This window comes from Agaricicola taiwanensis, from assembly GCF_014635245.1.
GTDB lineage: Bacteria > Pseudomonadota > Alphaproteobacteria > Rhizobiales > Methylopilaceae > Agaricicola > Agaricicola taiwanensis.
Genome location: NZ_BMCP01000008.1, coordinates 12,916 through 25,631, shown reverse-complemented (window position 1 = coordinate 25,631; position 12,716 = coordinate 12,916). Strand labels below are relative to the sequence as shown.

Genomic DNA, 12,716 nt, shown 5'->3' with positions numbered 1-12,716 from the left:
ATCGATATCAGCGCGTCAGCCTGAGGTTGCTGAGCTTGGTCGCCACCCGGTGGAAGGGGATGTCGAGGTTTTCCGAACGATTGACGGCGATGTAGTAGTCGCCGTTGGTCGCACAATCCTCCAGCAGCTGGCGGCTGCGCTGGTTCTCGACGCCAAAGGCGATCACGAAGATCTCGATGCCGGTCGCCTTTATGTTGGTGCAGACCTGCGTCATGCGCTCATCAAGATAAACGTTCACCTTGTCGACATCATTGGCGCTGCCCACCGCCGCTTCCAATCGCCCGTAGGTCAGCGAACCGTAGGAAGAATAATTGGTGAAACTCGCTTCATAAGGTTTTTGGCCCGGTTCCGGAGCCTCCTTCTGCAGGGCATTTTCGCCATCGCTCATGAGAACGATGACCTTGCGGATGTCGCCATAGGGCGCGCCCTCGGTGAAGGGAGCGGTGGGTGACAGCACCCGCCAGGCCCAGGCAAGCCCCTCCGAGGTGATGGTGCCCGAGCCTTCATAGTGCCGGAGGCTGGCGATCTTGGAACTGATGGCACTGTAATCGGGTGGTCAGCGGCAGCAGGGGCTCCGGGCACGCCCGGTTGGGGCCTTTGACGCTCGGTCCGGTCTCGACGATATGGACGGACTTGTTGTCGGGCCGGTATTTCGTGATGGAGTAGAAGCGGCCCCAGCCGTGATCGGCCATGTTGGTGTCGGGGTGAAAGGGCTCGTCGCTGAGATAGTTGTTGGACGATTCATTGTACCACAGCACCCCGGCGTCGATGCCGTCAGGCCAGAAATAGGGCACCCACAGCGTGTTCGGCCGGCCGGCGATGGGCGGGGTGTCGTCCACGTCATAGGGGTCCGGCCGTGCCTCCACACAGCCCTTCCAGCTCGTGCCCGGCAGGAGTTCGAAGAGCCTCGTGTTGTTGATCTTCTCCGGGTTCATCCAATAGCAGTGGCTGTCCTCGCTCCAGCTGGCCGGAACCTGGCGCAGTTCGTAAGGATTGGCCGCTGCCGCATCCGGGATTCCGAAGAGCTCTCCGATCACGCTGGCGACCATGCCGTTGATGTGGGAGAGGTCGATCCAGCCGCGCGAGTCACCGTCAGAGCCGCCGCCGATGGCACCATCGCCTTCCTGCTCGTAGCAGCCGGGAATCTTCTTCATGGCCACCCACGCGCCTTCCAGGTTCATGGCGTGGTGGGCGGAATTCGCGTTGAGATCGATCCAGCTGCTGCGGCCCGTGGGGTTGCCTATGTTGACGGCCGCCACGAAGGGCACCACCCCCACCTTCACGTTGGGATTGGTCCGCCCGCCCGTGACCTTGTCGAGAAAGCCCTGGGCACCGCTGCGCAGGGTGCCCATGTCGGCCACCATGGAACCGGTGACATCGAGCGCCAGCGCCACTTCCACCGGCGCATCATTGGCGGCCACCACCTCGGCCCGCACGCCGACATTCATGGTATCAAGACCGACGATGCGCATCAGATAGGTCGGCACGGTGGCGGAAGCGGTTGCGAACACGTTCTCGGTGCTGATGGTGCTTTCCACCTCGATGGTGTCGAGCACCTCCCGCGGCAGGCCGGACGCCTGGAGGAAGCTCATCAGCCGCCGATCGATCTCGAACCGGCGCATTTCCCCTTCGGAGCTGAACTCCTGAAAGTTGGTGGCGACGGAAAGAAGGCCCGCGTCCAGCGTCGCCTGCAGGCTGGTCTCGACACGCGAGGCGTTGGTGAAATCGATGCAAAAACCGATGAAGAGAACAAGCGGCACGAAGGCCAGCCCGCAGATGACGGCGACCACTCCTGACGTATCTTCCGCGGCCCGGCGCACCATTCGCATGTGACAGCTCCCCCTTCGCGATACTGCCTGTGAAAGCCGAACAAAGGCTGAAAGTGATTAAATACCGACGAAAGTTGAACTATTCCGCAGCCATGGCCGCCGTGCGCACCGCCTGGCGCGACAGGAAGCGCGCCCAGCGTACGGCGAGATAGGCGTTGCGCAGGGCAAGCTCGCGGTTGCGATCGTAGATCCAGTGATGGAGCCGCCCCGCCTCCCGCACATTGGCAAGGCGGCGGCGGATCTCGGCCAGAACCTCGTCCGAGAGCATCTCCTGATCGCTCATGGGATAGCGCGACAGGAGATAGGCGATGCGGTGGGGGTGCATCATGGCCCGCACCTCCTCGCGGCGTGGGAAGGCGCTGCCGGCGAGCCAGCGGGCGCGGGTTTTGACGCAGGCCTCGGCATGGCGGGCGGAGGCCGCATGGATGGCGGCGAGAGCCTCATCAAGCGCATGGGAGCCCCGGGCGATCGCCCGCGCCTGCGCCCGCTCCTTCGCTGTGCGGTGGGTGATGAAAGCAAGGGCTGGCGTGGCGGACATGCGGGCTCTCCTGTGGCGGAGGAAATGAAAGCATATCTTTCAAATAGTCGCAAGCAGGTTTGCAAGATTTGCTTTCTCACCGTCATGCTCGGCCCTGTGCCGGGTGAGAGCGAGCATGACGTGGGGAGAGGTCGTGCCTACGGGTGGGCTTGGCTTATCCCGGGAGATTTCGCTTTGCGAAACTCCGGAGACCGCCGCTTCGCGGCTTCCTCAGGATGAGGGGAGTGGGGGTGGCTTCTTCTGAACCGGCAACACCTGCGGCCTCATCCTGAGGAGGGCCGGCAGGCCCGTCTCGAAGGATAAGCCCAGACCCCATCGCCAGCCCCACCGTCATGATCGGGCTCGTCCCGAGCATCCACGCCTAGAACAGCGGCTGCGGCAGAAAAGAAATCCGTGGATATCAGCCACAGGGGCGAGCACGACGGAAACAGCCCTCACCGGGGCTCGATGAACTTCACCCGTGCCGCATAGCGCACCGGCACGTCGCGCTCGATGGCGCCGTTGGAGGACATCAAGCTCCAGGAGCCGGGGTCTGATCCCGGCAGGAGCTTCTTGACAAGCACGCGCTCATCCTCGCACCAGACGATGACGATCTTGCCGATCATGCCGGGATCCGGCGGCTCCTGCCGGTCGTCGTAATAGAGGATCGAGCCATCGTCGGCATTCCAGGCCGCCATGGAATCTCCCTCAACCTCGACCGCCACCATGTTGGGCGTGCGCCGGGGCGGCGCGTCCACCTCGTCGAGCCCCGCGCCGACCGCGTGATCGTCGATGGGATAGACCACCGCGCCGCCGCCGACCTTGCCCACCAGCGGCACCTTGTCGGCACCATTGACCGGCGCGCCGCGCCCGGTGGCAAGCCAGTTGAAGTCCACGTCGAACTGCTGGGCGATGGCGCGCAGGTTCTCGGTCTTGATGCCGAGATCGCGCTCCCAGTTGCCCACGGCTCCGCGTGTCACGCCCTCGAGGCGCGTGGCGAATTCCGTCTGCGTCAGGCCGGCCTTCTGCCTGATGGAGCGGATGCGGGAACCGATGGACTCCATGTTCCAGACACCATGCCGCAAGACATGCTTTCAATCACTGAAAGATTTGCTTGCACGATTTGGAAAGTTCTGCTTTCATATGGTCATGCTTGATGAGCGCCACCATACCTCCCGCGACAAGGCCCCAGGCCGGCGGGAGGGGCGCACGCCAAGCGGCCCGCTGGTCGTCCCTCCCCGGCCAGCGCCGGCCACGCGCGGGGGGCGGCAGCGCTCCCAGGCCGCCCCCCCGCGCACCCTCCGGCTGATGCCGCGCCTGACTGACCACAACCGCCGCACATCCGGGTTGCCCCTGATGACGGCGAAGCCTTGCCCGCTTGTCACGAGGACACCTCACCATGGCCTTCTGGAACCTTGCGAACTGGCGCCGCCCGTCGCCACCGCCATCGCTCAACCGCCCGCCCATGGGACCGGAGGAGGAGCGCCGCGCGCTGTGGCTGCTGCGCACCGGGCTCGACAGCGCCGACATCGCCGCTCTGACCGGGCGCAGCGAGGCCGAGATCTACAACGCATTGGCGGCCGGCCGGCAGGACGGAAGGCCATGAGCGGGATCGCTGATCTGGTGCGCCGCCTGGCCGCCGCCGGCGCCAGCGCCGAGGTGATCGCCATGGCGGTCGACGCAGTGGAGGCTGAAGGCGCGGGCCTTGCCGAGCGCCGCCGCGCCGAACGGGAACGCAAACGCCGGCAGCGTGCGTCGCGGGACACAGGCGGGGACAGTGCGGGACAGGAGGTGGACAGATCCCCCTCCCCTAAAAAAGAAAGCTCCCCCACACCCCCTAAAGAAAAAACAACCCCTCGCCCTGACAGGCGGGACGAGGCCGCACGCGCCGAACTGACCCGCGTGCTGGATGCCTCCCGCGCCGGGGCCGTGGTGGCGCACCGCCGCGCCATGCGCAAAGCCCTGAGCCCTCACGCCGCCCGGCTGCTGGCGGCCCGCTTTGCCCGCTGCGCCGATCCCAATGCCGCCGCCGACACCATGATCGCCAACGGCTGGCAGGGCTTCGAGCCGGAATGGCTGGAGGCGCGCAAAGCGCGCGGCAGTCCCCATCCCGGACGCTCCTGGACCGAGGCCCTGGCCCTCAACACCGACCCGTCAACCACGAGGCTGATCCCATGACGACGCCTGTTCACACGACACCCGCCCGCCGCCCGGAGCCCCTGACACCGGCGCTTGCCGCGCTTCTCACCCGCACAGCGCTCATCGAGCGTGGTGGCCGCAGCTTCATTGCCGAGGCTCAAGCCCTTGCCCCCGCGGAGCGGATCGCGCTGACCACCCGGGCCGAGGCGCTTGCCGCCGCGCTTGCCCCCTACACCGACGAGGCCCGCATCCAGAGCCGCGTGGTGGCGCTGCGGCTCGTCATGCCCTCCGCCACCGGCGGCGAAAGCCTGGAGGACCGCGCCATGACACTGCGGCTCTATGCCCGGGCGCTCGCGCGCTTTCCGGAATGGGCGGTGGGCGAGGCCTGCGCCCGTTTCATCGACGGCCGCGCGGGATCGGGTCGCTTTGCCCCGACGCCGGCGGAACTTGCCGCCGTCTGCGAGGCGCTGGCCCTGCCGCTCCATGAGGAACGTGCCCGCATCCTGGCGCTGACGGACGCGGAGGTGGAGCGCGAGGTGCCGGAGGCCGAGCGGATGCGCGTGGCGGCAGGCTTCGCCCGCCTCCTCGGCGAGATCCGCACCACCAGCATCATGCCGGGAGCCGCCCGATGATGCGCACGCGCAAGACCCGCACCGTGATTTTTCAGCGACGTGAGGACGACATGGCAGGACGCAAGAGAAAGGCAGGCCCGCGTGAGGCCAATGGACGCCCGAAGCGCGCGAGCGTCCGGGAGAAGACCGAGGACGTGATGGGCGTCGCCCTCGCCCAGCGCCTGCGCCTCGTCGGCGTCGACGGGGCACGCTCGCAGCTGGCCGAGCACCCGCTGGGGCGCCTCAGGCTCTGGAACCACATCAACAGCGAGCAGTATGACGCCGGCATGGAATTCGGCAAACGACTGCGGCTCTATGGCCTCGTGCTCGGCGTCGACGTGACGGGGCCCCGCACGCCCTGGAGCGCGGTGCCGGGCGCCGGCACCGGCGAGGGCCCCGACATGGACGAGGCCCGCGCGAACGCCGTGAAGCGCGCCTATGCCGACGTCCTCCGCGCCGTGCAGGAGCTGCGCTTTGCCGGCCACAACACGGGGCCTGTTCTCACGGTGATGCGCAAGGTGTGCGCCCGCGAGGAAGGCGGCGGGCTGATGAGCAACACCGAGCTGGGGGATTTGCGGCTGGGCCTGAACGCGGTGGCCCGAGCCCTGCGGCTGACCTCGCGGATGGCGGGGTGATGGATGCGTGTGGCCGCATGCTTCGAGACGATCGCTGCGCGATCCCTCAGCATGAGGGGAGTGGGCGCGGCACCTGCTGGCCAAGCCAGCCAAACCACAACCTTCATCCTGAGGAGGGCCAAAGGCCCCGTCTCGAAGGATCGGCCACACCCATAGGCACGAGCATCACGGGAAATTCGTGGATATCAGCCACAAGGCGAGCATGACGGGTGGGCGGTTTCGGAATTTGGGACGGCAACAGCGGGATTGAGGCCGCGAATGCTTGCAGGACGGGCAGGCACGGCAGATGAAGCCTGGCGCCTCAGGCCATGCCGGACGCAGAAAACACGAAGAAGCACTCCTTGGAAGCTCCCGTCGTAGTTGGCTGATATCCTTTGCGTATATCTTGCGCCGGTCTGCACAACAAGAACGTGCAAAATTACTCTATATGCAACTATTAACCGGCCCGCTGAGATAAATTGAAACAAATCAGAAATATATTGCGAACAATTTAACTATTGTTAAACCTGCCCCCGAAACGAACGTGGCGTCTGCCCACGTAGCGGGGGAATTTCAACATGCAAACTCGGCGATGGCGCGTCCATATGGTGCCTGCGCTTTCCATCCTGTTGTTCGCCGGTGTCGGGCTGGTTGCTGTGCAGATCATCAGCAATTCGCCTGAGCCAGTGCCGTCTTACGTCGCCCAACCCGGGCGCGATACGTGCCAGGGGGCAGAAGGATATGCTGCCTCTTTTGGGGGGCGCCGCACCTTCCTGTGGCGATCCGACTGGTTGAAAGAGGCCCGGCATGACCTGATGGCCGACGAAGCGGCCTATCAGAGCCTTCTGCAGCGGGCCGATCTGGCGCTGACACGCGGGCCTTACAGTGTCGTTCACAAGACTGGGGTTCCGGCGGGCGGATCTCGTGCTGACTACATGAGCCTCGGCAGCTACTGGTGGCCTGATGAAAGCGGTCCCGAAGGAGCGCCATACATTCGCAAGGACGGGCACGCCAACCCGGAACGCACCACAGACAGATACGATCTGCAGCGACTCGAAGCCTTTTCTCTCGACACGCAGAACCTCGCCCTCGCCTACTATTTCAGCGATGACCCACGCTATGCGAAACACGCGGCTAAGCTGATCAAGGCCTGGTTCATCACGCCGGACACGCGGATGAACCCGAACCTGCGGTTCGCCCAGGGCATTCCTGGCCGCGCCGAAGGCCGCAGCTATGGCATCATCGACACGCTGCGCCTGCTTGGCGTTGTTGAATCCATCGGTTTGCTTGCGCCCTCGCCTGAGATCAGTCCGGCGGAACTGGCCGCACTGAAGCAGTGGTTTCGTGATTATACCGGCTGGCTGAAAACCCACGTCAACGGTCAGGATGCAGGAAAAGCCAAGAACAACCACGGCTCCTGGTATGATACGCAGCTCATGAGCTTCGCGCTGTTTGCCGGCGATCTCGAAACGGCGCGTGAAGTCGCGGAAGAAGCAGGAGAGAGGCGGATCGCCACCCAGATCGCTCCAAATGGCACCATGCCGCATGAGATCGAGCGAACTCGGTCGCTGCTCTATTCCATTTACGCCACTCAAGCGCTGACGGCGGTTGCGACCCTGGGAGAATGCGTCGGGCTCGACCTTTGGCATTATGCCGGACCTGACAACCAGACCATACGCACCTCTGTCGACTTCCTGGCAGCTTTTGCCGGACGCGAGGCGGAATGGCCCTATGCCGAAATGCAGGTGGAACACGAACGCTTCTACGAGCTTCTGGCGACCAGCGCCTGGGCCTATGACGACAGCCACCTGAAAGATGCCGCCAAACTGATGTGGGAGCGCGCGTCCAGCCAGCCCATCGCTATGCGACTTTATCCGCATCGATCAAAGCAGCTTGCCGGCGAGGTGCAGACCGTGACGGGAAGCGCCGGCGGCCTTGAATAGCGCGAAGCCGTTTTTGGCGTTGCTCAACGTAAATGCCCCACGGGCATGACGGGTGGCGGTCTCGATTTCTCTACACTTTCTCAAGCGGAAGGTGGGGCGGCGGGGGCAGTTCGACCGTGATCGCGTCGCCGGCCCGCACCAGGCCCCCTGCCCGGGCGATGGTCATGACGCCAGTCTTGCGGATGAGCTCGCCCTCAAGTCCCTTGTCCAGGACGGCCTTGAACAGACCCGGCTGGAACTCGTCGATCTGGCCGCAGGGATTCCTGAGGCCGGTGACCTCCAACTGCACATCCCGGCCGAGCCTCAGGAGGGTTCCCCTGGGCAGCGCCAGCAGGTCTATGCCTTGCGTCGTGACGTTCTCGCCGAGATCGGCGGGACCCACGGCAAAGCCCTTGTCCCGAAGCTCATCGAAGAGCTCGGCTTGGATGAGATGCACCTGCCGCAGATTGGGCCGGGTGGGATCGGCCGCGACGCGCGATCGATGCTTCACCGTCACGCCCTGATGCGCGTCGCCCTCCACACCGAGACCGGCCACGATGCGGATCTCCGGCACCTCAATCTTTGAGAAGCGGTGCTCCGCATCCATGGCAACCGCAATGACGCGTCCTTGAGCCAAATCGTCGTCTCCTTCCCGGAAAGGATGTCGGACACCTACACTGAGTCATGCGTCGTTCATATGAAGGGGATGCCTCATAAAGAATTTCCATCCACCGACACTCAGGCTAAATTGGGTATTTTGTCCGTTATGGGAAAATAAACTTGACAGGCGCGCTGTGTTGGCGCACCGTCGGATATTCATGCTGCCGCCCTTCTGCCGCCGCATTACCCGTGCCGTCGCAGGCTGACTCCCTTCCTCTTTTCTGATCCGGCCCATCGGCGCAGCGCTGACAGCTTCCCCTTTCCGCAAGCGCAAGGTTCAACCATGACTGAGATGTCACAACGGCCGTCGCTTGGCCGCAATCCTGAAGATGGATCCGGCGCATTCCGGCCTGACGAATACATAACGCGGTTCGGCCTCACCCGCGATTTCATCGATGCCAATCAAGACATTCTCGAGCAGTTCGATGCCGATCAGCGCATCGGTGCCATAGAAAGCGTCAACCCGGCCCTGGCCCGCACCGTTCGCAGGGAATTCAATGGCGCTTTCGACCTGACGCCGGAGGATTGGGAATACTTGGCAGGGGTTGATGAAGCAGCAAAGGCGATGCGGAAGCCGCTTGCTCCAGTTACGCCATCCACGCCGGATACCGCTCCCGCTCCTGCGGCGGGAACGGCGACGGAACCCGCCAAGGCTTCTCCCGCGCCCGGGATTTCCCCCTATGCGATCCCCCGTCGCGTCGAATCCTCATCGAGCCGCGCAGAAGATGAGCAAAGCCGCCGATACAAGGCCGAATGGGGCAATCCTCCCGATGGTCAGGAGCAAGCTGAGATCACCAATGATCCCACAACCTTCACCATCGACGGTGCCGATCATTTGATATCGGTTTATGGTGGCGTACGGGCTGCCGAACGAGAAGACGACGCAAATCAAATTGGCGTGGTGCCAGGCCGACTGATGATAACGAACCAGATTGATTTTCTTTACAACGATTTTAGAGAGTACCTCGGCTCAATTCCTGAGGCAGCACATCTTACGGCAGAACAACGCGCAGAGTTGCTCCATAAAGCTAACAGTTTCGCCCCACTGATCGAACCAAAAGACGTACAGAGCAGTGTCGAAGATATTCTACAAGACCCTGAAAATGCCGAAGAAATCATCAATTATTTGTTAGTCCGAGCCTATAACAGGGTATATCGCCCGAAAGCAGCATTGGAAGTACCTAAGGGAATAAAGGTAGGTTTTCTCACGGCAATGGGCGACGCATGGTCGGCTTGGGGATATCTCAACCTGGATCAACCGGAAATTCCGGTGACCGCGAAACAAATTATCGCCGAACTGGAAGATGTTGCTCAGATGTCTGACGAGCAACTAGCCAATTATCGCGATCGTGTGCGCAGAGAAGGATTCCTTCCCAATAAGACCATAGCAATGATCGGGCCAGTTAGGGCAAAACTTATAACGGCGGAGGAAGCGATCAAACGCCTGCTAGGCGTGCCGGCCCAGTTGGAAATCAACGCCCGCCAACAAGTCGAACAAGGAAAGGCGCTCGGACAATACGGACGCGAGCATAATGCGCCCGCTCCGGGAATGCGATATGCGCCAGAACGGTTGGAGGCGGAAGAAACCGGCCGGCAAATTCCAAGCGTGTTGCTGGGTCAAGTGCCGTTGATTGGGAGAAAGCTGGGCGGCGTGTTCGATACGTTGGCCAGAACTGGGAAGCAAGGGCGCTACGGTGATCTCTATAGTAATGACATCAGTAAAATTGAGCGAGGATCACAGCTCGCCTTCCTTTTGGAGGCAACAAAAAACATTTCATTTAATCCATTCGATTTTATCAATCTACCTAAGAAATGGGGCCCATATTTAGAGATCGGAGAGACGCACTTTAAGGAAAAAATACGTGAAAAGCTCGAGAAAGATTTGGAAGAGCTAAATGACGACAAAACCTATATAAACATCAGTGAGCTCCCCTACTCAATCCGAAGCTCGGAGAAACCACCTCACGAAATTCCCCGACCCGCGAGCCGCGTCAACCAGCCTTGGACGACCGCTCACCTTGCCCGCCAGGTTCTCACGTCGCCTGCTGCCATCCGCCTTCGGGAGAAAGACCCGGACCAGTTTGCCCGTGTGACTGCGCAGATTTCGGGAGGACTGCGGGTCTATGTCGATGGATCGACCCTCGCAGGCGCACTGCAAGCGCAAGGGATCGCCACAGCGGATCTCGCGCGGGTGCTCCCCGAGGATCGCGCGCGGCGCATCCAGAGCGATATCGATCTGGGGCAGGACGTCGCCCTGGATCCGGCCGATCTGGCACGGCTGGCGGGATCCCGCTTCGGCGATATTCTGCTGGTTCACCTGCGGACGCAGCTGGAGGAGGCTCAGCCGAAAGCAGGTTTTCGGCCCTTTATCACCAGCCGGGACGTTCAATGGAAGGCACCGTAGAATCGGATTGCAGCCGACTGCATGTTCATGCATTGTTCTTGCGGGACATGGGATCAATGGGGGATCGTCGCATGACGCGCTGGGGATGGATGTTGGCCGGGGCCGCGCTGCTGGTGCTTGCCGCAGTGGACAGCGAGGCTCAGGGTTTGTGGCCTCAATATGGTGCCAGCTCCATGAACGCGGAGGTCAAAGACGACAGTTGCGGTCGGGCCATCCTGTTTCCTCAGCCGTTGATGACCGGGCCACTGCCCCAAAAGGAGGGGAGTACGACCACAGCATTTCTGGATATGGATCTCGATGATGGGTCGGTCGCCATGACCTGCAAGCGCGGCGGAGATCTTCCCAGTGATCCTCAAGCCGCCAAAGCTGCGGCTGAGGCCTATCTCACCGAGTTGAACCTGACGTCATCGGCAAAGACAAAAATCCTGTCTGCAGAAGGTCTTGTGACCGCGGTGGTCGACGAGAGCGACCAGCGCTACTATCGCGCCCGCACGAAGCAGTTCGGCAGTGGCATCACCGTGGAACTGAATGCACTCGCGCGCTGGCGAAACGGCCAAACCGTGGAACAGGCACGTCGCTTCGTGGAGCAACTCATCACGCCCGAGGCCAAATTCGGGGCCCTCGACACGCCAAGGACAGATGCTGCCCATCCATGGCCCACCCACTGCCCGCATCCACTGGATTTACCCCAGCAGCACGAAATTATTACTGAACTAAGCAATTCTTCGCAGACTACTATATATGCAACACCGAATTTCATCGACTTCCTAGAAATTACATGCAGGAAGGACAGTTCAATCGAGCCCAGTCTTCCTTTTGTGCGGCAATGGCTCGAACATTATCATCCGTCCAAAGATGATCTCTATTCAGTCGAGACAAGCGGCGGGGCATTGATCGTCTCGCTGGTCGATATGAGCGATGAGGAAAGCTCCGCGAGCGCCGCGAAGATCCTGGACGGCACCATGATCGACATTCGCTCCGTTGTGGAGGGGACGGGGCAGGCGGCGCGTGAACGTCAACGGGACCAAGTGCAACGGCTGTTCCGCGACCCTGCAGCGGAATGGCCCGACACGCTGGGCGCTGGTGGGCACCCCCAAACGCTTTCACATCCCTCCTGCCTGATTCCCGTCAGGTTCCCCAGCCGGCCTGATCTTAGCGATCAGTCGTCGGAGAACGGACGCCTATTCGTTGCGGCCTGGAAGATGAAGGACGTCGTCCTGTCCACCACCTGTCTGGACCGCTTCCGGGTGAAGGTCGAGGAAGAGAGCGCACGCGCTATCCTCGACAAGCACGCAGGCGACAAGGTGACCGGCAAGTCCTACCAGATTGAGCAGCGCGGCGACAGCATCGTGGCACGGCTCACAGGCCTCGACAGTTCACACAAAAAAATCGAGATTATCCTTCTGTTGTCGGACGGACAGGTGCAGTCCCTGCATGCGGAAGCTCCCGCGGATCAAGATCAGAAGCGAGTGCTTGATTTTCTGGCGCAGGAGAAAAACTATAAAGACGAAGGGATAGCCGCGCTCTTCACGCAGGAAGAAGCAGAACTCGCCGAGCTGCCGCTGCCTCTTCCTCAAGAAGATGGATGCGGCAAGACGATCAGATTTCCAGATACGCCGAAGCAGGAGAAGTTGGGCAAAACCGACACCAAGCACTTCTGGATAAATACCGACGGCATTTCCCTTCATATGGTGTGTTGGCCATCTCGCGAAGGCGCCGACCTCACACCAGAAGAGCGCCGCATCTCCCTCGAAGAGCTAATTACGACGCCATTTCATATTGATCCAAACGAAATGCGCGTTCATCACGATACGAAAGACGGAATTGATTTTGTAATGATCATGGCCATTCAGAAGGATAGCCTCACGAGCGCACGTCGGACACGCTACAAGTCCTGGATATCCGACGACAGCTATGGCGTTATCTGGTCGATGGAGCCTGTTCATACGTCTTCCAGGATCGCCGATCTCTTCATCGGACAATCTATCGGGACGCGGTCCGGCGCTCCATAAGCGCCTCG

12 protein-coding genes are annotated in these 12,716 nt (G+C 61.8%); 7 read left to right on the top strand and 5 right to left on the bottom strand.

Features of this window, described 5'->3' with window-relative positions; genetic code table 11:
- Nucleotides 1–7 precede the first annotated feature (7 nt).
- The 4 genes from IEV58_RS17340 to IEV58_RS17325 form a co-directional block, all read right to left on the bottom strand.
- The gene (locus IEV58_RS17340; protein ID WP_188411091.1) at nucleotides 8–457 is read right to left on the bottom strand and encodes a hypothetical protein; all 450 of its coding nucleotides are present in this window, start codon (nucleotides 455–457) and stop codon (nucleotides 8–10) included.
- A 46-nt stretch (nucleotides 458–503) separates the two neighbouring features.
- Nucleotides 504–1,829 carry a TadE/TadG family type IV pilus assembly protein gene (locus IEV58_RS17335; RefSeq protein ID WP_188411090.1) on the bottom strand — a complete coding sequence of 442 codons (1,326 nt, stop codon included), beginning with the start codon at nucleotides 1,827–1,829 and terminating at the stop codon, nucleotides 504–506.
- Nucleotides 1,830–1,908: 79 nt separating this feature from the next.
- Nucleotides 1,909–2,367 (bottom strand): hypothetical protein, encoded by a 459-nt coding sequence (locus IEV58_RS17330; RefSeq protein WP_188411089.1) that lies wholly within the window; start codon nucleotides 2,365–2,367, stop codon nucleotides 1,909–1,911.
- Nucleotides 2,368–2,801: 434 nt separating this feature from the next.
- The gene (locus IEV58_RS17325; protein ID WP_188411088.1) at nucleotides 2,802–3,410 is read right to left on the bottom strand and encodes an XRE family transcriptional regulator; all 609 of its coding nucleotides are present in this window, start codon (nucleotides 3,408–3,410) and stop codon (nucleotides 2,802–2,804) included.
- A gap of 335 nt (nucleotides 3,411–3,745) precedes the next feature.
- Here IEV58_RS17325 and IEV58_RS17320 point away from each other — a divergent pair, with 335 nt between their 5' ends.
- The 5 genes from IEV58_RS17320 to IEV58_RS17300 all read left to right on the top strand — a co-directional run bounded on the left by IEV58_RS17320 (nucleotide 3,746) and on the right by IEV58_RS17300 (nucleotide 7,653).
- Nucleotides 3,746–3,952: a sigma-70 region 4 domain-containing protein gene (locus tag IEV58_RS17320; RefSeq protein ID WP_188411087.1), complete on the top strand. Its 207-nt coding sequence runs from the start codon at nucleotides 3,746–3,748 to the stop codon at nucleotides 3,950–3,952.
- Entirely contained in the window at nucleotides 3,949–4,524 is a 576-nt protein-coding gene (locus IEV58_RS17315; protein WP_188411086.1) for a phage replication initiator YdaU family protein, read from the top strand. Before IEV58_RS17320 ends, IEV58_RS17315 begins: the two co-directional genes overlap by 4 nt.
- On the top strand, nucleotides 4,521–5,117 hold the full coding sequence (locus tag IEV58_RS17310) for a hypothetical protein (RefSeq protein ID WP_188411085.1): 597 nt from the start codon (nucleotides 4,521–4,523) through the stop codon (nucleotides 5,115–5,117). The genes IEV58_RS17315 and IEV58_RS17310 overlap by 4 nt, the downstream gene beginning before the upstream one ends.
- A complete protein-coding gene (locus IEV58_RS17305) occupies nucleotides 5,114–5,731 on the top strand; it encodes a hypothetical protein (protein ID WP_188411084.1) in 618 nt (205 codons plus the stop codon). Before IEV58_RS17310 ends, IEV58_RS17305 begins: the two co-directional genes overlap by 4 nt.
- Before the next feature lie 557 nt (nucleotides 5,732–6,288).
- The gene (locus IEV58_RS17300) at nucleotides 6,289–7,653 is read left to right on the top strand and encodes an alginate lyase family protein (RefSeq protein WP_188411083.1); all 1,365 of its coding nucleotides are present in this window, start codon (nucleotides 6,289–6,291) and stop codon (nucleotides 7,651–7,653) included.
- Nucleotides 7,654–7,723: 70 nt separating this feature from the next.
- Here the strand turns inward: IEV58_RS17300 and IEV58_RS17295 are convergent, their stop codons facing one another.
- Nucleotides 7,724–8,269 carry an MOSC domain-containing protein gene (locus tag IEV58_RS17295; RefSeq protein WP_188411082.1) on the bottom strand — a complete coding sequence of 182 codons (546 nt, stop codon included), beginning with the start codon at nucleotides 8,267–8,269 and terminating at the stop codon, nucleotides 7,724–7,726.
- 306 nt (nucleotides 8,270–8,575) lie between these two features.
- Between IEV58_RS17295 and IEV58_RS17290 the strand changes: the two genes are divergently transcribed.
- Both IEV58_RS17290 and IEV58_RS17285 read left to right on the top strand, forming a co-directional pair.
- The gene (locus tag IEV58_RS17290) at nucleotides 8,576–10,696 is read left to right on the top strand and encodes a hypothetical protein (protein ID WP_188411081.1); all 2,121 of its coding nucleotides are present in this window, start codon (nucleotides 8,576–8,578) and stop codon (nucleotides 10,694–10,696) included.
- The gene (locus IEV58_RS17285) at nucleotides 10,681–12,708 is read left to right on the top strand and encodes a hypothetical protein (RefSeq protein WP_229729567.1); all 2,028 of its coding nucleotides are present in this window, start codon (nucleotides 10,681–10,683) and stop codon (nucleotides 12,706–12,708) included. The genes IEV58_RS17290 and IEV58_RS17285 overlap by 16 nt, the downstream gene beginning before the upstream one ends.
- Nucleotides 12,709–12,716 lie beyond the last annotated feature (8 nt).